This is a genomic window from Serratia aquatilis, from assembly GCF_044865145.1.
Lineage (GTDB): Bacteria > Pseudomonadota > Gammaproteobacteria > Enterobacterales > Enterobacteriaceae > Chania > Chania aquatilis.
In genome coordinates this window covers 1,740,782-1,763,441 of record NZ_CP173186.1, presented here as the reverse complement: position 1 = coordinate 1,763,441, position 22,660 = coordinate 1,740,782, and the positions used below count along the sequence as shown (strand labels likewise).

At 52.7% G+C, this 22,660-nt stretch carries 22 protein-coding genes; 7 read left to right on the top strand and 15 right to left on the bottom strand.

Annotation, left to right across the window (positions count from 1 at the left end):
- Positions 1-37: 37 nt before the first annotated feature.
- From cysA to SAQUA_RS07855, 7 genes are all read right to left on the bottom strand, one after another.
- A complete protein-coding gene (cysA, locus tag SAQUA_RS07885; protein WP_380672346.1) occupies positions 38-1,126 on the bottom strand; it encodes a sulfate/thiosulfate ABC transporter ATP-binding protein CysA in 1,089 nt (362 codons plus the stop codon).
- Positions 1,116-1,991 carry a sulfate/thiosulfate ABC transporter permease CysW gene (cysW, locus tag SAQUA_RS07880; RefSeq protein WP_380672344.1) on the bottom strand — a complete coding sequence of 292 codons (876 nt, stop codon included), beginning with the start codon at positions 1,989-1,991 and terminating at the stop codon, positions 1,116-1,118. The genes cysA and cysW overlap by 11 nt, the downstream gene beginning before the upstream one ends.
- A complete protein-coding gene (gene cysT / locus SAQUA_RS07875) occupies positions 1,991-2,824 on the bottom strand; it encodes a sulfate/thiosulfate ABC transporter permease CysT (protein WP_380672342.1) in 834 nt (277 codons plus the stop codon). The genes cysW and cysT overlap by 1 nt, the downstream gene beginning before the upstream one ends.
- Positions 2,824-3,846 (bottom strand): sulfate ABC transporter substrate-binding protein, encoded by a 1,023-nt coding sequence (locus tag SAQUA_RS07870; RefSeq protein WP_380672340.1) that lies wholly within the window; start codon positions 3,844-3,846, stop codon positions 2,824-2,826. Before SAQUA_RS07870 ends, cysT begins: the two co-directional genes overlap by 1 nt.
- A gap of 201 nt (positions 3,847-4,047) precedes the next feature.
- Positions 4,048-4,947, bottom strand: a complete 900-nt coding sequence (locus tag SAQUA_RS07865) for a Dyp-type peroxidase (RefSeq protein ID WP_380672338.1) — start codon at positions 4,945-4,947, stop codon at positions 4,048-4,050.
- Between the two features lie 165 nt (positions 4,948-5,112).
- Positions 5,113-5,697, bottom strand: coding sequence for an RpoE-regulated lipoprotein (locus SAQUA_RS07860; RefSeq protein WP_380672336.1), 585 nt, complete (start codon positions 5,695-5,697; stop codon positions 5,113-5,115).
- A 106-nt stretch (positions 5,698-5,803) separates the two neighbouring features.
- Positions 5,804-6,262, bottom strand: a complete 459-nt coding sequence (locus tag SAQUA_RS07855) for a DUF2919 domain-containing protein (RefSeq protein WP_380672334.1) — start codon at positions 6,260-6,262, stop codon at positions 5,804-5,806.
- A gap of 204 nt (positions 6,263-6,466) precedes the next feature.
- On the opposite strand from SAQUA_RS07855, the gene SAQUA_RS07850 reads away from it, so the two are divergent.
- The gene (locus SAQUA_RS07850; protein WP_380672332.1) at positions 6,467-6,853 is read left to right on the top strand and encodes a YgiW/YdeI family stress tolerance OB fold protein; all 387 of its coding nucleotides are present in this window, start codon (positions 6,467-6,469) and stop codon (positions 6,851-6,853) included.
- 109 nt (positions 6,854-6,962) lie between these two features.
- Here SAQUA_RS07850 and SAQUA_RS07845 read toward each other — a convergent pair whose 3' ends face one another.
- Positions 6,963-7,388, bottom strand: coding sequence for a GNAT family acetyltransferase (locus tag SAQUA_RS07845; RefSeq protein WP_380672331.1), 426 nt, complete (start codon positions 7,386-7,388; stop codon positions 6,963-6,965).
- 389 nt (positions 7,389-7,777) lie between these two features.
- On the opposite strand from SAQUA_RS07845, the gene hemF reads away from it, so the two are divergent.
- The 4 genes from hemF to mmuM all read left to right on the top strand — a co-directional run bounded on the left by hemF (position 7,778) and on the right by mmuM (position 11,590).
- The gene (gene hemF / locus SAQUA_RS07840) at positions 7,778-8,698 is read left to right on the top strand and encodes an oxygen-dependent coproporphyrinogen oxidase (protein ID WP_380672329.1); all 921 of its coding nucleotides are present in this window, start codon (positions 7,778-7,780) and stop codon (positions 8,696-8,698) included.
- Entirely contained in the window at positions 8,698-9,153 is a 456-nt protein-coding gene (locus SAQUA_RS07835; protein ID WP_380672327.1) for a YaiI/YqxD family protein, read from the top strand. The genes hemF and SAQUA_RS07835 overlap by 1 nt, the downstream gene beginning before the upstream one ends.
- A 93-nt stretch (positions 9,154-9,246) precedes the next feature.
- On the top strand, positions 9,247-10,662 hold the full coding sequence (gene mmuP / locus SAQUA_RS07830) for an S-methylmethionine permease (RefSeq protein WP_380672325.1): 1,416 nt from the start codon (positions 9,247-9,249) through the stop codon (positions 10,660-10,662).
- A complete protein-coding gene (gene mmuM / locus SAQUA_RS07825) occupies positions 10,652-11,590 on the top strand; it encodes a homocysteine S-methyltransferase (RefSeq protein WP_380672323.1) in 939 nt (312 codons plus the stop codon). Before mmuP ends, mmuM begins: the two co-directional genes overlap by 11 nt.
- A 76-nt stretch (positions 11,591-11,666) precedes the next feature.
- Here the strand turns inward: mmuM and maeB are convergent, their stop codons facing one another.
- From maeB to SAQUA_RS07790, 7 genes are all read right to left on the bottom strand, one after another.
- On the bottom strand, positions 11,667-13,946 hold the full coding sequence (gene maeB, locus SAQUA_RS07820; protein WP_380672321.1) for an NADP-dependent oxaloacetate-decarboxylating malate dehydrogenase: 2,280 nt from the start codon (positions 13,944-13,946) through the stop codon (positions 11,667-11,669).
- A 381-nt stretch (positions 13,947-14,327) separates the two neighbouring features.
- Positions 14,328-15,290 (bottom strand): sugar-binding transcriptional regulator, encoded by a 963-nt coding sequence (locus SAQUA_RS07815; protein WP_380672319.1) that lies wholly within the window; start codon positions 15,288-15,290, stop codon positions 14,328-14,330.
- 215 nt (positions 15,291-15,505) lie between these two features.
- Positions 15,506-16,165: a dihydroxyacetone kinase subunit DhaL gene (dhaL, locus tag SAQUA_RS07810; protein ID WP_380672317.1), complete on the bottom strand. Its 660-nt coding sequence runs from the start codon at positions 16,163-16,165 to the stop codon at positions 15,506-15,508.
- A 3-nt stretch (positions 16,166-16,168) separates the two neighbouring features.
- Positions 16,169-17,170, bottom strand: coding sequence for a dihydroxyacetone kinase subunit DhaK (locus SAQUA_RS07805; protein ID WP_380672315.1), 1,002 nt, complete (start codon positions 17,168-17,170; stop codon positions 16,169-16,171).
- A 29-nt stretch (positions 17,171-17,199) separates the two neighbouring features.
- Positions 17,200-17,958 carry an SDR family oxidoreductase gene (locus SAQUA_RS07800; protein WP_380672313.1) on the bottom strand — a complete coding sequence of 253 codons (759 nt, stop codon included), beginning with the start codon at positions 17,956-17,958 and terminating at the stop codon, positions 17,200-17,202.
- 10 nt (positions 17,959-17,968) lie between these two features.
- Complete coding sequence (locus SAQUA_RS07795; protein ID WP_380672311.1) at positions 17,969-19,231, bottom strand: MFS transporter; 1,263 nt, start codon at positions 19,229-19,231, stop codon at positions 17,969-17,971.
- Positions 19,232-19,297: 66 nt separating this feature from the next.
- Positions 19,298-20,410 (bottom strand): alcohol dehydrogenase catalytic domain-containing protein, encoded by a 1,113-nt coding sequence (locus tag SAQUA_RS07790; protein ID WP_380672309.1) that lies wholly within the window; start codon positions 20,408-20,410, stop codon positions 19,298-19,300.
- Positions 20,411-20,720: 310 nt separating this feature from the next.
- Between SAQUA_RS07790 and rpiB the strand changes: the two genes are divergently transcribed.
- Together rpiB and tal are read left to right on the top strand one after the other, a co-directional pair.
- Positions 20,721-21,179, top strand: coding sequence for a ribose 5-phosphate isomerase B (gene rpiB / locus SAQUA_RS07785; protein ID WP_380672307.1), 459 nt, complete (start codon positions 20,721-20,723; stop codon positions 21,177-21,179).
- Positions 21,180-21,577: 398 nt separating this feature from the next.
- Positions 21,578-22,528, top strand: a complete 951-nt coding sequence (tal, locus tag SAQUA_RS07780; protein WP_380672305.1) for a transaldolase — start codon at positions 21,578-21,580, stop codon at positions 22,526-22,528.
- The last annotated feature ends 132 nt before the right edge of the window (positions 22,529-22,660 follow it).

Here is a 22,660-nt window from a genome sequence, read left to right as displayed (position 1 = left end):
AGGTTGCCTTAAAGTGGGAATAATAGACTAGAAACTATCAGGCGCTTTTGGCTAACGCAACAGGTTGTAAGCGTTGTTCACCAGCGTAGAGGCGGGCATTAAGGCTACCGACGTAATAACGGCTACCGCGAACCGGCGTGGCATTGTCTTCTGACAGGATCACGCTCATCGGTTCCTGGTGCCAACCAATGGGTTGCACAGTCAGTTGCCAGAAATGGCCACGCGGGCTGATTTCCAACACTTGCACCGGTAATGGGCAACGGGTGCTGCTTTCAGTGCTGATTTCCATTTCCCATGGGCGCAGGAACAGCTCGACGCTACCTTGATACATTGGCTGGAATGACAGTGGCCACTGGTGCGCTCCGACAAAAAGCTGCGAACCGCGGATCTCGCCATTCAGGCGGTTCACTTCCCCCATAAACTCCAGTACAAAACGTGTCGCTGGCTCGCGCATGATCTCGATAGGTGAACCAACCTGCTCGATATTACCCTGGCTCATCACCACGATACGATCGGCCACTTCCATCGCCTCTTCCTGATCGTGAGTCACAAACACGCTGGTGAACTTCAGCTCTTCATGCAGTTGACGCAACCAGCGGCGCAACTCCTTACGCACCTGAGCATCCAGAGCACCAAAGGGTTCATCGAGCAGTAGAATTTGCGGTTCAACCGCCAATGCCCTAGCCAATGCGACACGCTGCTTCTGTCCGCCGGAAAGTTGCGAAGGATAGCGGTTCGCCAGATGCCCCAATTGCACCATCTCCAGCAACTGTTCAACTTTCTGTTTGATCGCAGAGGCGTTGGGCCGCTCGCGGCGTGGCAATACGCTCAAACCAAAAGCGATATTGTCAAATACGGTCATATGGCGGAATAAGGCGTAGTGTTGGAACACAAAGCCCACTCGACGATCGCGGGCATGCACGCGGCTGACATCGGTGCCGTGAAAACCTAATTTGCCACCGCTCTGGCTCTCCAGCCCGGCGATAATCCGCAACAATGTCGTTTTACCCGAACCCGATGGCCCTAGCAGCGCCACCATTTCGCCGGAAGGAATATCGAGCGAGATATCGTTCAATACCTTGGTACGACCGAAAAATTTGTTGATACCGTTAATCTCAATGCTCATTATTTTCCTCCCGTTCAAGACGCACATTCTGACGCGCCAGACGCCATTGCAGTCCGCTTTTCAGAAATAGGGTTACTATCGCCATCAGAGTCAGTAATGCCGCGGCAGTAAATGCCCCTGCGGTATTGTAATCCTGATGCAGTAATTCAACCTGCAGTGGCAAGGTATAGGTTTCACCGCGAATAGAACCGGAAACTACCGATACCGCGCCAAACTCACCAATCGCCCGGGCATTGGTTAACACCACACCGTACAGCAGCGCCCAGCGAATATTGGGTAAGGTAACGCGGCGAAACATCTGCCAGCCAGAAGCGCCCAACAGCACTGCGGCTTCATCTTCATGGCTACCCTGGCTAATCATCAGTGGCACCAGTTCACGCACCACAAACGGGCAGGTTACGAACATCGTCACCAGCACCATGCCTGGCCAGGCAAACATCAATTGGATGTTATGCTCGTCCAACCAGCCACCCAGCGGCCCATTGGTGCCGTAAAACAGCAGATAAAGCAGCCCCGCCACCACTGGCGAAACCGCAAATGGCATATCGAACAGCGTCAGCAACAATTGGCGGCCAGGAAAGTTAAAACGCGTAACCAGCCAAGCCAGCAAAGTACCGAACACCAGATTGACCGGCACGGTGATCAGTGCCACTAACACCGTCAGCCAGATAGCGTGCAGCATGTCCGGGTTGGACAAGTTCTGCCACACGGCTCCCACGCCAGAGGAGAACGCCTCAATAAAGATCACAACCATCGGCACGACCAACAGCAGGAACGAGAACAGGGCACCAATGGCAATCAGCGTCCATTTTCCCCAGTTGATGCGCGGGCGCTCTGCGCCGTGGAACGTGGTTACATCAGCCATCAGTGCCCCCCAATCCTGCGCCCAAAGCGGCTTTGCAAGGTATTTATGGCAAACAGCAGTAGCAATGATGCCGCCAGGATCACCGAAGCAATTGCACTGGCTGCCGGATAGTCGAACTCCTGTAAACGCACAAAAATCATCAACGAGACCACTTCGGTTTTCCAGGCAAGATTACCGGCGATAAAGATCACCGCACCAAACTCACCCAGGCTACGGGTAAACGAGAGTGCCGTACCAGCAAGCAGGGCCGGCGCAACTTCTGGCAGCACCACACGGCGAAAGCTCTGCCAACGGGTTGCCCCCAACGTTTCTGCGGCCTCTTCATATTCTGGCCCCAACTCTTCCAGCACCGGTTGCACGGTGCGTACCACAAACGGAATGCTGGTGAACGCCATGGCCACCGCGATACCCAGCCAGGTGAAAGAAACTTTAATGTCAAACTGGGCCAACCACTGCCCATACCAACCATTGGTGGAAAACAGCCCAGCCAGCGTTAATCCTGCCACTGCCGTAGGTAACGCAAACGGCAAATCCATCAGGCCATCAAGTAAAGTTCGGCCAGGGAACGAGTAGCGGGTCAGGATCCATGCCATCAACATGCCAAATACGGCGTTAAAAATGCTGGCAACGCCCGCGGCTAGCAGTGTGACTTTATAAGCGGCCACCACCTGCGGATTGGAGATCACCGCCCAATACTGTGCCAGGCTCATTTGCGCCAGTTGCATTACCAGCGCACTGAGCGGCAACAGCAAAATCAGGCAGGTGTAAAGCAGGCTACTTCCCAGACTCAGGGTAAACCCCGGCAGAACCCGCTTGCTAGCCAATAAAGACATTACTTATGCCCTGCCGCTAACAGTTGATCCAACTCACCGCCGGTTGCAAAGTGTGTGCTCATCGCCTGCGGCCAACCGCCAAACTGATCTTCAACCCGGAACAGCTTGGTATCAGGGAACTGACTTTTCGCCGCTGCCATTGCCTGCGGATCATTGACGCGGTAATAGAAGCTGGTGATCACCTGCTGCGCCTCAGGGCTATAGAGATAATTCAGGTATTCTTTGGCCGCTTGCTCAGTGCCGTTTTTCTCAATGTTTTTATCAACCCAGGCCACCGGGAACTCTGCCAGAATATCGACTGGAGGGACGATCACGTCATACTTGTCTTCACCGTACTGCTTGCGAATATTGTTCACTTCCGATTCAAAGCTAATCAGTACGTCACCCAGCCCACGCTCCACAAAGGTTGTAGTTGCACCGCGCCCACCGGTATCAAACACCACCACATTTTTCAGGAAGCGAGTCATGAATTCACGGGTTTTAGCCTGATCGTCACCATTATCCTGGCTGGCAGCACCCCATGCAGCCAGGTAGGTATAGCGGCCATTGCCAGAAGTCTTGGGGTTTGGAAATACAAGTTTCACATCGTCACGAACCAGATCGCTCCAGGAGTGAATGCCCTTTGGGTTGTCCTTGCGCACCAGGAACGCCATGGTGGAGTAGAAAGGAGAACTGTTGTTCGGTAAGCGTTGTTGCCAATCGGCAGGTATCAGTTGACCACGGTCGTGCAGGATCTGCACATCCGTCACCTGGTTATAGGTCACGACATCGGCACGCAACCCTTGCAGGATAGCGAGCGCCTGTTTGGACGAACCGGCGTGGGATTGCTTGATGGTCAATTTATTATCAGGATGCTGCCGATCCCAAAGCTGTTGAAAACCGGGATTCAGCGCGCTGAACAATTCACGGGAAACATCATAAGAGCTATTAAGCAATTCCGTTGCAGAAACTGTGCCGCTAACTAACAACGCCGCTGCCAGCCAGCCTTTCAGAAGAGTATTTCTAATCAGGATATGTTTCATTCCGCACCTTATGATTTCACTCAGTCAAACGCCTTCTCGATGACCAGTGTATTTATAACTTGATGCAGAGTTGTAACGCTTTTATATACCGTTTAGTGATTTTCAAGCATCAAACGCTATAAGGCAGGAATGGGGCGGTTCACCGCCAAGAGGAAGAAACAGCAGAGCCCACATAACTGGCCCTGCTGGCAAGGCTATGTATCAAAGTGACAGCAGACGCGTCAATGAAGGGGCAAAGTAGTAGCTGCCGGTCACCGCACGGCTGAAACGCAGCATAGCGTCATGTTTGCCATCAAGTTCACCAAACATGCTTAACAACTGTTTTTCAAGGTTGTGCAATCGCGCGCAGTAGGCGATGAAATAGAGCCCATGTTTACCGCTGGCACTACCGTAAGGCAGGCTTTGGCGCAATATTTTCAGCCCTTTGCCGTCTTCTTTCAGATCGACCCGGCTGACATGCGAGGTATCTGGCCGTTGTTCAGGTGGCAGTTCTTCGCTGTCATGCTTGGTACGGCCAATAATTTGTTCCTGTTGTTCGGTGGTGAAGCGTTGCCATTGGCGCAGGTTATGCTCGTAACGCTGTACCAACACATAGCTTCCCCCTGCATCTTCCTCACCTTCGCCGATCACCGCCACCACCGGGCGCTGCTCACCCTGTGGATTTTCAGTGCCATCGATAAAACCGCTCAAATCGCGTTCTTCCACCCAGCGGAAGCCGTGGGTTTCCTCTTCAATACGGATGGCATTGCCGAACGTTGTCAGCGCCGCCTGTGCCAGAGAGAAATTGACGTCATGACGCAGCGATTGAATATGAATCAGCATATCCCGTTGGGTAGCCGGTGCCAGGCCTTTCCCCAGAGGGGTAAAGGGCTTCAACTCTTTGGCACCCTGACCGTCGGAAAGGTCATGCCAAACGTCAGCACCGAAAGCAATCACGGCACCTAATCCGGCATCTGGAAATTGCTGTTGCAGCTCGCCAAGCTTTTCACAAAACTGTTTGCACCCTTGGCGCAAATCAGAGAATTCGCCCTGCACAATGGCTTCCAAAAAAATACCAAAACGGCAGTGTTCCAGCAGGATGCCGCTCTGAACCTGTGTCATGTAGTTATCCTCAATGCCTTAATGGGTAACGGGTCAGGCTGTGGCCTACCGGTTAAAAACGCGGATTATCATAACGTATGCGAAAGGAATTACCTTGTACAAGCACAAAGAAAATCGGGGATTAACGTAGAAAATGCGGGCACCGTAGCATGCCCGTAACAGGAATTACTGCGCTTTGGCATACCAGATGACTTTGCTTACCGTCCAACTCTGCAACGTACTGTCCGGCGGAATGATGTCTTGTGGGCCCGCCCATTTACCGCTGAAGATATAGCTGACATGGCGGCTTTGTGGAGCAACGCATTCTACATGCCCGGCATCATCGCCCTCAACCAGCTTACAGGCCCCATAGGCTTTACTGAATAACTCACTGAACGGTGTACCCAGTTGACTACCCCATTCAGTCGCCACATTGGCGTCCATCACGTCAACACGTTGGACATAGCCTTTAGCTTCGCCAGTGATCACCAGTTTCACATCATTGTCACTCATTGCCTGGTAGTAGGAAATAAACTGACCGTTGCTGGTCGCCATACCGCCACGCATCCGATAATTATTATGCAAACCTTCACCGATCGCCGCCTCCGTCATCGGGGTTCCCGCATTGATATCACCAACCCCATTGGCGCTTACCTGCACGCTGTTGCCGAACCAGTTGAAAGGCGACAGGCTCGACCAGGAGAAACTCGACATGGTCGAGCAACCCGTCAGTAGTAACGGCAGCCCTAACAACAGTGGGCGAATATTCATTCATAACTCCTTAAGATCAAAATGCTTAGCCTGATTCATCAATTGCCAACTTGGAGTACCCAAATCAGGAAAAGTGCCGCTCCGTAGGACAATTAAGGGAGACAGCCTATAGTTCAGGCGGCAGGAAACAGGTCCTTAGGCGTTGGTTGAGTAACAAATATCCCAGGGCCAATGCATCCAAGATTATCAATATCATATCCAACGGAGGCTCGTTGCCGTCTTGCTGTAACAGGCTTAAGAGCGAAACCAGCAATGCCGCGCCAAGCGACGTGGCAAGCACCCAACGCCAACAGCGCCACAAACGGGGCCAATGTTGCCGGCGTCCACAAATGAGAAAGGCCAGCGCGGCAGGAAGCCCAAGCAAAATACCGTACCAAAATCGCTGGGTATCAGGGTAGAACAGTTGTAACAGTCCCGCCCCCTGTTGGCGTGAAGCCCCCGCCATTACAAACAGTATCCAGGTGCGGGCCTGTAAGATTAACACCGCCCAAAACCACAACGGCAGACGCAGTAAGCCATGTTGGTCGTAATCGTCCGGTGAAAACCGGTGTAAAGGCCGCTTCAAGCGCTATTCCTTGCTCATACTATAATTCTCCTTCAGATGGCGACGATATTACCGGTTTTCAATCTCACGCTTAAGAAGCTCTTAAGATCTTCATGCTTTAATAGCCCTGTGTCCCGGCTTACCCAGTCAATTTCGCATTACAGCCGCTTTAACAGGCAATGGGAACGGGGGAATTGATTTAATCCACTGATAAGGAACATTCAGATGAAAAAAATAGCTTTGGTAACACTTCTTGCCCTGTGCAGCACGCCGGTTTTGGCGCAACAAGGCGGTTTTGTCGATAACAACGCACCGCAGGCTCGGCAACAAGGGGGATTCTCCGGCCCAAGCGCATCACTGACCACTGCGGATAAGGTAAAATCCATGAGCGATGACACCTGGGTGATGCTACAGGGCAATATCGAGCAGCGAGTCGGTGATGACCTTTATACTTTCCGCGATGCTACCGGAACGCTCACCGTTGAGATCGACCAAAAGCGCTGGAACGGACTGGCCATCACCCCGAAAGATAAAGTACAGCTAGAAGGGAAAGTGGATAAAGAGTGGAGCAATTTGGAAGTTGATGTAAAGACCATTAAAAAGCTCAATTAACTTAACAGCCTAGGCGGTGAAAACCACCGCCGGTTTTCTTCGGGCCTGGTTTTAAGCTGCGAGTGCCAATAACCACCAGCGGCGCTCGCGTGCAGTTAAGCAAAGTAGCCTAATACTCCTGATCTTCGATCAAACGTTTACCCAGGCTGGTAATTCCCTGGATTTCGTAACCGAGTTTTTCATACATTTCGATGACGGTATCGTTGTCTTCACGCACCATCAGTTGAATCTTCGGGCAGCCGCGGGCGATCAGCTTTTTCTCCAACCGGCTAATCAAAGCATTGGCAATACCACGCCCACGATAATCAGGATGAACGCCTAGGTAATAGGCAGACCCCCGATGGCCGTCATAACCCCCCATTACGGAACCCACCACTTCGCCACCCACTTCGGCAACTAGAAACAGATCTGGATCGTGGTTCAGCTTGCGTTCGATATCCATCTCAGGATCGTTCCAAGGCCGCAGCAGGTCGCAACGCTCCCATAAAGTGATGACTTCTTCAAAGTCGTCTTGTCTGAATACGCGAATTTCCATCGATGCTCGCCAGTGTTCTTTAAATATGATTATCTGATTATCACGTGATTATGCTGTTTCGCAATATCAAACTGTGAATTATACCGCCCTGCTTCTGCCAAGCTGTCGTTTTCTGTACCGTTTTCGTTAAATGGCAATAGTTATCAAGTCGATTAATAGCGTTCTATCAGCTACACCCAAAATAGGTATAGGATGTTGGAGACACATACAATGAACAGACAGAACGATTGCCGACGGCGAGTTCGGTTTATACCCTTCATATTTCAAGTTGCTTGGGTGTATTCCAATATTACAATGCACGCCAACGAAAACCGCGCTAACCCTGCAACTCGCAGGGTGAAACGTATATACTTGCCACCCTGTTCAGTTACACGTTGTGAATAATCCGTATGAGTTTACCCTCCATTGCCGCAGTAAAATCCTTCCTGTTGGCGCTGCAAGATCGCATTTGTGAACAATTGGCGCAGGCCGACGGCGGGGCCAGCTTTAACGAAGATCGCTGGACGCGTGAAGAAGGAGGCGGAGGCCGCAGCCGGGTGCTCACCCACGGTGCCGTATTCGAGCAAGCCGGCGTAAACTTCTCCCATGTTTCCGGCAGTAAACTGCCCCCTTCGGCTACCGCACACCGCCCAGAACTGGTCGGTCGCAGTTTCCAAGCGATGGGCGTTTCATTGGTGATCCACCCGCTCAACCCCTACATTCCTACCAGTCACGCTAACGTGCGGTTCTTTATTGCCGAGAAACCGGGGGAAGAGCCGGTGTGGTGGTTTGGTGGCGGGTTCGATCTGACGCCATTCTATGGCTTTGAGGAAGACGCCATACATTGGCATCGCACGGCACACCAGCTCTGTGCGCCATTCGGCGACGAGATTTATCCGAAATACAAGCAATGGTGCGACGATTACTTCTTTATCAAACACCGTAACGAAGCACGCGGCATCGGCGGGTTGTTTTTTGACGATCTGAATACTCCCGACTTTGACACCTGTTTTACCTTCACCCAAGCGGTTGGCGAAGGCTTTCTGGATGCCTATCTGCCGATCGTAGAAAAGCGCCGGGCGTTGCCGTGGAGCGATCATCAGCGCCAGTTCCAACTCTATCGCCGTGGCCGCTACGTGGAGTTTAATCTGGTCTGGGATCGCGGCACGCTGTTCGGCTTGCAAACCGGTGGCCGCACCGAATCCATTCTGATGTCAATGCCGCCGCTGGTTCGATGGGAATACAATTACCAGCCCGACGCCAACAGCCATGAAGCTGCGCTGTACCGTGATTTTCTGCCGGTACGTGACTGGTTACAGGAGGAGAAATAATGCAGATTTGGGTTGATGCAGACGCCTGTCCGAATGTGATTAAGGAAGTGCTGTTCCGTGCTGCCGATCGTGCAGCCATGCCCGTGACGTTAGTGGCCAACCAGCCGCTGCGAACGCCGCCTTCGAAGTATATTCGCACCTTGCAGGTCGCCGCAGGTTTCGATGTGGCAGACAATGAAATCGTCCGTCGCTGTCAACCTGGCGATCTGGTGATCACCGCAGATATTCCGCTGGCAGCAGAAGTGATTGAAAAAGGAGCCATTGCCCTGAATCCGCGCGGTGAGCGCTATACCCCAGATACCATTCGCGAACGCCTGAATATGCGTGACTTTATGGATACCCTGCGCTCCAGTGGGATCCAGACCGGCGGGCCAAACACCCTTAACCAACGGGATCGCCAACAGTTCGCCAATGAACTGGATAAATGGCTGCAACAGGCGAAACGGGCGACCTGAACACCCGTTTCACTATTATGAAGCACGCATTGATTTCAAAGCACATTAGGCGTATAAGATTAGCCATTTAGACGTCTATACGGATGGAGTGTTATGCAATCTGCAGCTTCCACAGAAGGTCAATTCAAACGCACCATGAAAGCCCGGCATTTGGTGATGCTGTCGCTGGGCGGTGTGATTGGCACCGGGCTGTTTTTCAATACCGGCTATATCATTTCCACCACCGGGGCGTTGGGAACCCTGCTGGCTTATCTGATCGGCGCACTGGTGGTGTATCTGGTTATGCTCTGCCTGGGCGAACTGGCGGTTGCCATGCCCGAAACAGGCGCTTTTCACGTCTACGCCGCGCGCTATCTTGGCCCGGCAACCGGCTATACCGTCGCCTGGCTATATTGGCTGACCTGGACCGTCGCGCTGGGCTCCAGCCTGACCGCCGCCGGTTTCTGCATGCAATACTGGTTCCCGCAATCCCCGGTGTGGCTGTGGTGCCTGATTTTCTGTCTGACCATTTTCCTGCTTAATATTGTCACCAGCCGGTTCTTTGCCGAAAGCGAATTCTGGTTCTCGCTGATCAAAGTCATTACCATTCTGGCCTTTATCGTGCTGGGCGGTTGCGCCATGTTCGGCCTGATACCGATGAAAGACGGCACACCGGCACCTTTCCTGCATAATCTGACCGCATCCGGCTGGTTGCCCAACGGTACTTTGCCCATCCTGATGACCATGGTCGCCGTCAATTTTGCCTTTTCTGGCACCGAATTGATCGGTATTGCGGCCGGTGAAACCGAAAACCCGGAAAAGGTGGTGCCTATCGCCATCCGTACCACGGTGATCCGTCTGATGCTGTTTTTTATCGGCACGGTATTCGTTCTGGCTGCACTGATCCCGATGGAACAGGCTGGGGTGGTGAAAAGTCCTTTTGTGCTGGTATTTGAACGTATTGGCGTGCCTTACGCCGCCGATATTTTCAATTTCGTCATCCTGACGGCCATTCTCTCTGCCGCCAATTCCGGGCTCTATGCTGCCGGGCGCATGCTATGGTCGCTGGCCAATCAGGGGACATTGCCGGTTTATTTTTCCCGCATTAACGCACGCGGTATTCCGATCAATGCGCTGACGTTCAGTATGCTCGGCGGCGTGTTGGCGCTGCTGACCAGCGTGATCGCTCCCGACACGGTATTTGTGGCGCTGTCTGCCATTTCCGGTTTTGCGGTTGTGGCCGTTTGGTTGAGTATTTGCGCTGCACACTACGCTTTCCGCCGCCGGTATTTGCGTAGCGGCCAACCCATCGAAGGGCTGAAATACCGTGCGCCAGGCTACCCGTTGACGCCGATTGTCGGTTTTGCCCTGTGCTTACTGGCCTGTATCGGCCTGGCGTTCGATCCTGAACAGCGTATAGCCCTGTACTGCGGCCTGCCGTTTGTCGCGATCTGTTATCTGGCCTATTACCTGACCCGCCGCGCCGGGCAGAAAAAACTATTGAATACTGGAGAAGAGCATGTCGGTTAATAACCCCCTGTTGCCGCTACTGGCCGATAACCGTACGCTGATTTTGGACGGCGCATTAGCCACCGAGTTGGAAGCACGCGGCTGCGATCTCACCGACCCGCTGTGGTCGGCAAAAGTACTGATTGAAAACCCACAGCTGATTTATCAGGTACATCTGGATTACTTCACCGCCGGTGCCCAGTGTGCCATTACCGCCAGCTATCAGGCCACGCCACAAGGCTTTCTGCGCCGTGGCCTGGATGAACAACAGTCGTTGGCGCTGATCGCCAAAAGCGTGCAACTGGCGCAACTGGCGCGGAGCGATTACCTAGCCCTGCACCCGCAGGCATTACCCTTGCTGGTCGCCGGTTCCGTCGGGCCTTATGGGGCCTATCTGGCTGACGGCTCGGAATACCGTGGTGATTATCATTTGCCACAACAAGAGATGATCGCGTTCCATCGCCCGCGCATCAATGCCCTGGCCAAGGCCGGTGTTGATCTGTTGGCATGCGAAACGCTGCCTTCCTATGCCGAATTGCTCGCTCTGCTGGCGCTGTTACAGGAGTTTCCAACGCTGGGTGCGTGGTTCTCTTTCACGCTACGGGATAGCCAACATCTGAGTGACGGCACACCGCTGAAAGACGTAGTAGCAGTGCTGGAGGACAACCCGCAGGTGCTGGCCGTCGGGATCAACTGTATTGCGTTGGAAAATGTAGCTCCAGCGTTGCAGCACTTCGCTCCGCTAAGCAATAAACCGTTACTGGTTTACCCCAACTCCGGCGAGCACTACGATGCGGTGACTAAAACCTGGCATCAATGTGGCGATCAACAGGGCCATCTGGTTAATCAGATCGCCAGTTGGCAACGCACCGGAGCCCGATTAATCGGTGGCTGCTGCCGCACCACGCCAGCAGATATCCGAGCCATCGCCGAGCAGTGCAAAGCATAATGCTGCAATCGTTGGTGATATCAGGGTCAAAAAAAACCCCCTGCGGCTACAGCAGCAGGGGGCAGTTTTTATCTTATTACAGCGGTTGAGTTTGTGCTTCCACTACCGCCAGCGCCACCATATTGACGATGCGGCGTACCGAAGCAATCGGAGTCAGAATGTGTACCGGTTTGGCAACCCCCATCAGTACCGGCCCGACGGTTACCCCTTCAGAAGAAGAAACGCGCAGCAGGTTGTAACTGATACGTGCCGCTTCCATATTCGGCATGATCAGGATGTTGGCTGAACCTTTCAGCGGGCTGTCCGGCATCAAATCATGACGGATGCTTTCCACCAGCGCAGCGTCGCCGTGCATTTCGCCGTCGATCTCCAGCTCTGGAGCCATCTGGTTTACCAGTTCCAGCGTTTTCCGCATTTTGTTGGCCGAGGCCCCTTCAGCAGAGCCAAAGCTTGAGTGCGACAACAGCGCTACCTTCGGCTCAATACCAAAGCGGCGTACCGTTTCCGCCGCCATTAGCGTTATTTCCGCCAGTTGTTCCGGCGTCGGATCGTCATTGACGTAAGTGTCTGCGATAAACGTGTTACCACTCGGCAGCAGTAAAGCGTTCATTGCACCGGCAACATGCGCCCCTTCACGGAAGCCAAACACTTTCTCCACCACTTCATAATGCTCATGGTAGCTGCCGATAGTGCCACAAATCATGGCATCGGCTTCCCCACGTAGCAGCATGATGGCTGCGATCAGCGTTGGGTTGCCGATCACCGCACGGCGGGCCTGTTCCTGCGAAACGCCACGACGTTTCATAATCTGGTAATACTCACCCCAGTATTCGTTGAAGCGCGGATCCGATTGGTTATTCACCACTTCAAAATCCTTGCCCGGGGTCAGATGCAGGCCCAGTTTCTTCAGACGCATTTCGATCACGTTCGGGCGGCCAACCAAAATCGGGTAAGCCAAGCCTTGCGAAACCAATTCCTGTGTGGCATGCAGTACGCGTTCTTCTTCGCCTTCCGCCATTACTACGCGCTTTATCTCTTTCTTCGCCTGCGAGAAGATCGGCTTCATGAACAGGTTGGTTTTGTAAACGAACTCGGTCAGTTTCTCAACGTAAGCATCAAAGTCTTCGATTGGGCGCATCGCCACGCCAGAATCCATAGCTGCCTTTGCCACCGCAGGAGCGATTTTCACAATCAGACGCGGATCGAACGGTTTAGGAATGATATATTCCGGGCCAAAAGAGAGATCCTGACCGCCATACGCCGAAGCCACCACATCACTCTGCTCAGCCAGCGCCAGATCGGCAATCGCATGCACACAGGCCAGCTTCATCTCTTCGTTGATGGTAGTTGCGCCAACATCCAGTGCGCCACGGAAGATGAATGGGAAGCACAGAACGTTGTTAACCTGATTAGGGAAATCTGAGCGCCCAGTACAGATAATTGCATCCGGACGTACCGCTTTGGCCAGCGGCGGCAGAATTTCCGGTTCAGGGTTGGCCAGCGCCATGATCAGCGGATCCCGCGCCATGGTTTTCACCATATCCTGCGTCAATACGCCGGGGCCTGAGCAACCCAGGAAGATGTCGGCATTCGGGATGGCGTCCCCCAGCGTTCTCTGGCCGTTATCCGCAATCGCATACTCCGCTTTGGTTGCTTCCATCTTGGCGTCGCGGCCTTGGTAGATCACACCTTTGGAGTCACAGACGGTAATATTCTGCTTGCTCAAGCCCAGTGCCACCAACAGGTTAAGGCAGGCAATCGAAGCAGCACCAGCCCCGGAAACCACCAGGCGGACGTCGGAGATATTCTTTTTCACCACCCGCAGGCCGTTGAGCACCGCAGCGGTAGTAATAATCGCTGTCCCGTGCTGATCGTCATGGAATACCGGGATATTCATGCGTTCGCGCAGTTTTTTCTCAATATAGAAACACTCAGGTGCTTTGATATCTTCCAGGTTGATGCCGCCGAAGGTTGGCTCCAACGCGGCAATCACGTCAATCAATTTGTCAGGATCGAGTTCATCGACTTCGATATCGAACACGTCAATACCGGAGAATTTCTTAAACAGAACACCTTTACCTTCCATCACCGGCTTACCGGCAAGTGCACCGATATTACCAAGCCCCAAAACTGCCGTACCGTTGGAGATCACCGCAACCAGGTTACCCTTGGCCGTATATTTATAGGCAGCAAGCGGATCGGCTGCAATTTCCAGACAGGGTGCTGCCACGCCCGGCGAGTAAGCCAAAGCCAGATCGCGCTGCGTTGCCAGCGGTTTGGTGGGTGATACCTGGATCTTCCCTGGGACAGGAAACTGATGGAAATCAAGAGCACTCTGTTTGAGCTGTTCGTCCATTATGGATTCCTTTGCTTTCTGCTTTTATGTTGAGGTAAGGCTATACCCTAGATAATTCGGATTGCAGGAAGACGGCAAGCCCATGACAAATCGGTCAGAAACCGATTTGACTGCGCTTGCAGCGGCCCCGGAAGGGCAAGACACGCCTGCAGCTCGAAGTATGGCGGGTAGATAACGCCGAACCAGTATAGTGAGAGAATCATCACAAACTTTGAAGCGTGCCATAACCTTGAGCGAAATTCGCAAATAAACCCTTAAATGATGCTGAGCAGAACAAAAAACAGACAACAATCAATATGACCTGGATGGCCCAGAACTTCGGGCAGAAAACCAGCGAATCTTCCACCAGGACGGTTGGGCTGGTTTCTATTGGTTGGGGTATTACTGCGACATATTGAGAATGGTGCGGATATTCAGGGCACTGGTGGCGATAATATCAATCGCCCCGGTTCGCAGCGCGCCCAGTATGGCCAGCGCTTTGGTGTTCTCGGAAGCAATGGCGATCACACAGGGGATTTTGCGCAGTTCATCGATGCTCAGGCCAATGACGCGATCGTTCATTACCGTGTCAACATGCATTCCTTGCGCATTGAAAAAGTCATATCCGGCGATATCACCAATTACGCCTTGGTTCAGGCTGGCGTCGATAATCTCATGAGGAGTGAACCAGCCCAGCTTCACCATATAGCTATTTTCATTCATATCGCCGATTCCCACCAAAGCGACATCGGCTTTACGCGCCCGATCCAGCGTCTCCTTAATGGTGCCGTTTTGCATAAACGCCTGTTTGAGTGCGCGGTTTTCCACATACGCCGGGGCATACAACGTTTCGCTGCTACCGCCAAATTTCTTCGCCAGACGGCGGCTGATGTGATCGGCATTGATGGCATCGCCGGGGCGATGAGTACCCCCAATACCACAGATAAACTTGCAGTTTTTGGGCGCTACGCTGCCCACGTGATCGGCAATAGCGGCAACGTTGCGCCCCTGGCCCACGGCCAGCACCATATCATCTTTCAGCGACATGGCCAGATAGCCGGAAACCAACGCCGCCACCTGACGCCGCTGCTCCTCTTCATCCTGATAATCAAGTGCAATCAATGCCCGACCAATCGGGAACCGCTCCAACATCTGCTGTTCCAGCCGCGTGCTGAACACCGGATGATAACGGACGGTGATCTCGACAATACCTTCTTCTTTGGCGCGTTTAAGTAAGCGCCCAACCTTAATCCGCGAGATACCAAACTTTTTTGCAATCTCTTCCTGAGTGATTTCGTCCTGATAATACGCTACGGCGATCTCGGTCAGCAGTTCGTTATCCTGGGAGCCTGTTTTTTTTTCCATCCGTTACACGTTTCCCCTCGGCAGATGAGCGTTATACTCGTCATACTCCAAGCTACATGGATGTTGGCTACGTCCGTTCGCACCAGTCACATAGTGGGCTATGCTCCTGGCAACTCTCGGTCTTGCCGCCTACATGCAACTCGAATTATTTAGAGTATAAACGATAAAAGGTGGGCTCAGATTGCCGAACCCACCTCATCATACTGGATTGCTCGCTAGCAGACAGTAACGGTATTCAACCGTTGTTCCACCGTGTCAGCCAGTTGGCACAATAATAAACAACAGGATACCGCACCGGCATCCAACGCACCACGTGAACGCTCCCCTAAACGGCTGGCACGGCCAATCTTTGCCACCAGATCGCGCGTGGAGTCACGGCCAGCGATAGCCGCCAATTTCATATGTTGCAGAGCCTCACTGAAGCTCTCCCCTTGCTGCACCGCCTGTTCAAAATACGCTATCGCCGGGAGCAGCGCATCCATCAGGCATTTGTCACCGACACCAGCACTGCTGATGTCCTGCAATTCAGTGAGCCCATTGCGCAGCATAGCCAGAAACGCCTGCTTATCCAGCTCCGCTTTGCCACGCACGCTATCAGCCATGCCCATAAAGAAGCTGCCATACAAGGGCCCCATAGAGCCACCAATCCCCTCCATCAAGGCGTCTGATACCGCATCAAACCCCTGCGCCAAAGTTAATTTCTGGCCCTTGATCGCCTCACCACAGAGGGTAAATCCCTTGGACATATTAATGCCGTGGTCGCCATCGCCGATGGCGCCATCGATTTCACTGAGATACTCGCGGTTACTGACGATCACGCCGATTAATGCCATTACAATCTCATTGCCATACTGTGTCGAAATCTGTGCGCTCATGGTTTACTCCACTTGAGTCAGGCCGAGTGAATGGGCGGGCATGTCGAGTAACGTTTTCAATTGAGTGTCGAGTTTCATCAGCGTCAATGTCACTCCCATCATTTCCAGCGAAGTAAAGTAGTTGCCAACATAACGGCGATGAACCTTAACGCCTCGCTCCGTAAGCCGTTTTTCTATCTCTGCATAGTAAATGTAAAGCTCCATGACCGGCGTAGCTCCCAGGCCAGAAATCAGCAAGGCAACCTCCTGCCCCTTGCCCAAAGGCATGTCGTTGAGCACGAAATCAAGCATGGTGCTGGCCATCGCGGAGGCCGACTGAATGGGGGAAACTTCAATCCCTGGTTCACCATGGTGGCCAATGCCGATCTCCATTTTGCCATCAGCAATATGGAAGTTGGGTTTCCCCACTGCGGGAATGGTGCAAGAACTGAGCCCAACGCCAATCGAGCGGCAATTGTCGATGGCTTTCTGCGCGGCACCAATCACCCCGTCGAGATCGTAACCCTGTGCCGCCGCTGCCGCTCCAATCTTCCACATCAGGATTTCACCGGCTACGCCACGCCGTTTCTCGATCTCGTTGGCAGGGGCGGAGGCAACATCATCATTGGCGACCACGGTTTTCACCGCGATACCTGCGGCTGCCGCCTTCTTCATGGCCATTTTGACGTTCATATTGTCGCCAGCGTAGTTGCCATACAGGCACGCTACCCCCGCACCGCTGTCTGCGGCCTTGAAAGCATCCAGAAATGCTCCGGCAGTTGGAGAAGAGAAAATCTCACCAATCGCCACGGCATCGAGCATATTCTTGCCAATATAGCCAAGGAACGCGGGCTCATGCCCAGAACCGCCCCCGGTAACAATTCCTACCTTGCCAGCGATCGGCGCAGCAGGGTATTTCAGCACTCGCGCGTTGTCGGTTGCGGCGAAATATTCTGGGTGTGCTTTCAGATAGCCCTGAATGGCATCTTCCACGACATGATCGGGATCGTTAATGATTCTGTTCATTATTGCCTCTCCTTCTCCCAAGTTCGGGATTATTGAATGGTGTAACCGCCGTCAACTACCAGGTTAGCTCCGGTGATCATGCTGGCCGCATCGCTTGCCAAAAATAGCGCGCTGGCAGCAATATCTTGCGGCTCGGCAAAGCGACCCAGCGGGATCTTCTGTTTCATTTGTTCAGCAACTGGCCCCGACCAGGCTTTGCGCCCCAACTCGGTCATCACTACGGTTGGAGAAATGGCGTTGACGCGCACGTTGTCCGGCCCCCACTCCAGCGCCAATACCTGCGTCATAGCAATCACGCCCGCCTTGCTGGCACAGTAGGCAAGATGATTGGGCAATGCCACAACCCCAGCCTGCGAGGCCAGATTGATAATGCAACCGCTGCCCTGCTCAATTAAATAGCGTCCCACCGCCTGACTGATGAGGAAAACACCCTTAAGATTGACTGCCAGAGTATTGTCCCAGGCCTCTTCGGGTAGTTCTTCCGCAGGGTATAAGGCAACGATCCCGGCGCTGTTGACCAACACGTCCAACCGCCCGAAGTGGGCTTTCGCCTGCGCAACAGCCTGTTCTACACAGTTTTTGTCAGTGACGTCGGTGAGAATACCCAACGCTTGCTGTGGATCCAGTTGCCGAGCGATCTCCACCACCTGCGGCGAGCGATCCAGCAACACCACCTGAGCGCCGTGTTGCAGAAAACATTCCGCGATTGCCAACCCAATCCCAGCCGCTCCTCCAGTTATCAGTGCGACTTTGCCTTGCAATGCACTTCCGCCATGATCGGTAAACATAGATACCCCCTTATACAGTCAGGCTCTGATGATGCTCTTTCACTGACGTAATAGTCGGCTTAGGCAGAGTGACAAACTTCATCAGGACGCCGCTGAACAGATACATGCCGGTGAAAATCCATATCACGCCGCTGCTCCCCAAGCTGCCAATAAATAACCCGACGACAGCAGGCCCCACGAAAGTACTCAGACCGGCACCGAGATTCAGCACCGACATGGCCGCACCTTTATTTTCCGGCGCAAGCGTTGGCATAATCGCCGAAAGTGGCACAAAGGCCGCCAGACAAGCACCAAATAAGCCAGCCGCAGTGACGGTCAGCAAGTAGTTGGGGCCGAAGAAATAAGGTGCGTAATAGAACATCAGTGTGGTGATTGCGCAGCCGACGCAACCAAACCACATGACAACGTTGCGCCAGCCTAATCCATCGCTGATCACACCAAAGATCAGGTTGAAGATAATGTTGACCGTCCACAGTGCGGCATACATCTGTAACCAGTCAGTGCGGCTAAAGCCCATATCCATCATGTACATCGGCATAAACACCACAAAACCGTACGCCGCAGAGGTATTGATGGTACGAACAATTCCCCCCAGACCAATTTTTGGATTCTCAAAGGCTATAGTGATCCCTTTCAGCACATAACTGAGAGTGGCTTTATCTTTATTACCCACTTCAGCCTGACCAGGTGTGCGGTTAAGCATCAGCGCAATCATCGCGCCCAGAACCACAAAGATTAATGCGCTCCACAGCGTTTGGATTTCGCCCAGATACGGCAGCATTACGCTGGAGTAGAGCACGCCCAACACGCTTAAACCACCGCTATAGACGAACCAGAAGATCCCCACCGCAGAGCCCAACCTTTCGGGCGGGGCTTCATAAGCGACCCATACCAGAAAACCATAGGCAAAGAGCGGGTAGCCTAATCCACGCAGCGCGTAAGTCGGGATCATGACCGCAAGGTTATTACTGGGTAGGCCCCAGGCCAGAAAACACACCGATCCCAACAGAAACAGCAATAATCCGGCCAGCATGACCCGGCGAGCAGTGAAGATTTCCGCCAGCACGCCGGAGAACCAGGCAGAAATCGCGGCCGCAAAGCCGTAAACGCTGAACAGCAGCGCCGACTCCTGAATAGTTAACCCCTTGCCAATGAGATAAGGTGAAAGCCAGCCTTGCTCCAGCCCTTCCCCCATCATGAATACCAGCACACCGGCATAACCGAGCATTAATTTTGGCGAAAGGCCAATGCGATGAATCAGTCCATTCCACATAGAACACCTCAGCACATGTCATTGTTGAGGTGCAGGTTTACCCGCACCTGGAGATTGATGCAGGTCTTACAGGTTGGGATTGAGTACCACTTTGATTGAGCCGATGCCGCGTTTCATCATTTCGAACCCTTCGGCAAACTGTTCGAGTGGTAGCGTTTGGGTGACAACCCCTTCGGTAGGCAGATCGCCGTTACGGATCCCTTCAATTACCAGCGGGTAGCAATAAGGGCCAAGGTGTGAGCCCAGGACATCCAGCTCTTTTCTATCGCTGATAATGCTCCAATCAACGGTAACCGGATCTTTAAACACCGAGAACTCAACAAAAGTGCCCAGTTTGCGGATCAGCATTAGACCTTGTTCAACAGATTTCTGCGCTCCGGTCGCCTCAATATAGATATCGCAGCCGTAGCCTTCGGTCATGCCTTTGACAATACTCATCACATCATCACGTAGCGGGTTCAATACAATGTCTGCACCAAACTTTTTCGCTAATGCCAGACGATCGTCTGAAAGGTCGAGCACCACCAGCTTGGCTGCACCAGATTTCTTGATCGCACCAATCATGCCCAACCCCAACGTACCGGCGCCTGCCAGAACAACGACGTCACCCAGCTTGATGTTGGCGCGCTGCACTGCATGGAATGAACAAGCATAGGGTTCGATCAGAATGGCATCTTCAATCGGCATATCGGCGGGCACATGATAGTTAATGGCCTCTTTGGTGAACTTCATGTATTCCGCCATACCGCCATTGACGTTATTTTGGAAACCGTATAGGTCGTGTTTCTCACACATCCAGTACTGGCCACGATTACAGAAGCGGCATTCCCAACAGGGCACAATCTGCTCAGAAATTACTCTGTCGCCCAGATTGAATCCTTCTACCCCCTCACCGTAGCCCACAACATGGCCAATAAATTCATGGCCTGGGATCATCGGAGCCTTGATGTAAGCCGGTTGCTTTTCATCTCCCCAGAAACTTGCGGCGCCTTCAAATGCCTTAACATCACCGGCACAAATCCCGCAGGCTTCAACCTTTATCAGGATCTCTTTCGGCCCCACTTTGGGGACGGCTACAACCTCGAGGCGGTAATCTTTCGGGGCATAGGCCACGACCGCTTTCATAGTTTCAGGAATACCTTCGGCCATCTTTGCCTGTGTTACGCAGCTCTGACACATGATTCGATCCTCTTGTAGGGTTCATTTTTATGATCATAAATACACTATAAGAACAAATGAACACTACATAATCTTAACATTCTTGCCCATCACCAACCTTCAAAAGTGTGAAGTTGCTCAAGAACACCTCTATAATCTGCTTTTAAGGCAAAATAAGGCATGTTTCGCCCACGACAATGATTAATTCACACTCAAACGATAAAAACAAAAGAACACATGTTGAACATTTGATTAATGATGGTTATGGTAATCAACATGACGCACCGCAGGGGATCGTCAGCCTTATCCTTTAACCAGCCAGGAGATCTTTATGCAGCCTATTGCGATTGGCGCCGATGATGCCGCCATAGAACTCAAGAATGTGATCGTTAGTTTTCTGCAACAAAGGGATATACCGGTCACTGAGTACGTTGCGGAAGACAGCACGGTAGCAAGCAGCTATCCCGATATTGCTTTTCAGGTGGCGCAAGCGATTAAGGATGGGAAACACCAGCGCGGTATTCTGCTGTGTGGTACGGGGATTGGTATGAGTATTATGGCCAACAAGGTTCCAGGGATCCGCGCGGCTCAATGTCATGACACCTATTCAGCTCAACGCGCACGTAAGAGTAATAACGCACAGATCGTCACGCTGGGGGCGCGCGTCATAGGCCACGAGTTGGCAAAGTCGATTGTTGAAGCCTGGTTGCTTGCAGAATTTGAAGGGGGCGGATCGGCTCCCAAAGTGGCAAGAATAGGTTACTACGAGCAGGTGGTAAGCCAACGTTAGGCTGTGTCCCTTGACTGCACACGAGAGCCGCAGGCGGTCATTTGCGCGCAGGGCAAAGCGTGAGCCGCGAGGTTTGGTGGACCAAATAAGCGGTGAACAACGCAGCAATGCGCGCAAATGGTCACAGCCCGCAGGGCAGCGCCCCAAAAGCCCGTCCTCGGTGTTGTCGAGCTTGAACAGAGGACCACTCTGCCCTTCACCCTCCGCCTTGATAACGGGCTTTTAGATCTGCGACGGCACCACGGACAGTTAAGGGGCACAGCCTAGTATCATCGTCGTGATCCATTGGAACAATAGGAAAAAGAGCATTTCATTTGTCCGCCATATGGTGCAGTGTGGTCACTATAATGACAATTGTTCTCATTTACTTGAAATGACGTTGAGCAAGGAGCTTTTAGATGAACCAATTAGATGCACTCAAGCAGTTGACCGTAGTGGTCGCAGACAGCGGTGATATTGAGTCAATCCGCCAGTTCGAACCGCAAGATGCCACCACCAATCCTTCATTAATCCTCAAAGCAGCGGCACTGCCTCAATACAAATCGCTAATTACTGAGGCGCTGAACTACGCCCGCCAACAAGGTGGCAACAAAGAAACGCAACTGATTAACGCCTGTGACAGACTGGCAGTGAATATCGGGGTAGAAATCCTGAAAAGCGTACCGGGACGTATTTCCACCGAAGTGGATGCGCGCCTGTCCTTTGATCGCGGTATGTGCGTAGCCAAAGCGCGTAAGCTGATTGGTATGTACCAAGCACAAGGGATCAATAAATCGCGTATTCTGATCAAACTGGCCGCAACCTGGGAAGGTATCAAAGCTGCCGAAGAGTTGGAAAAAGAAGGCATTAATACCAATCTGACATTGCTGTTTTCTTTTGCTCAGGCACGAGCCTGTGCAGAGGCCGGGGTCTTCCTGATTTCTCCCTTCGTTGGCCGGATCTATGATTGGTATCAGGCAAAGCAGCCAATGGCCGAGTACGATGCCGAGCAAGATCATGGGGTTAAATCAGTTCGCACTATTTATGAATACTACAAACAACATCGTTATCAGACCGTGATTATGGGGGCCAGCTTCCGTAAAGTAGAACAGATCCTGGCGCTGGCTGGTTGCGACCGTTTGACCATTGCGCCGAATCTGCTGGAACAGCTCAAGCAGAGCGAACAGCCGGTTGAGCGCAAACTGACGCCTTCAACCGAAGCGTTTTACCAACCAACGCCGCTGGCCGAGACCGAATTCCGCTGGTTGCATAATCAGGATGCCATGGCGGTAGAAAAACTTGCCGAAGGTATCCGTCTGTTCGCCGTTGACCAGCAAAAACTGGAAGACATGTTGGCTGCAGAGCTGTAATTCCCGACCAACTCGCGCTGCTCCACCTTGAGCTTACGGCCCTCTGATGAGGGCTTTTTGCTATTGAGACCAAGCGATTGAATTTGAACTGAGCTATACACGACGAATATTGCTGCCACGGACAACGGTCAT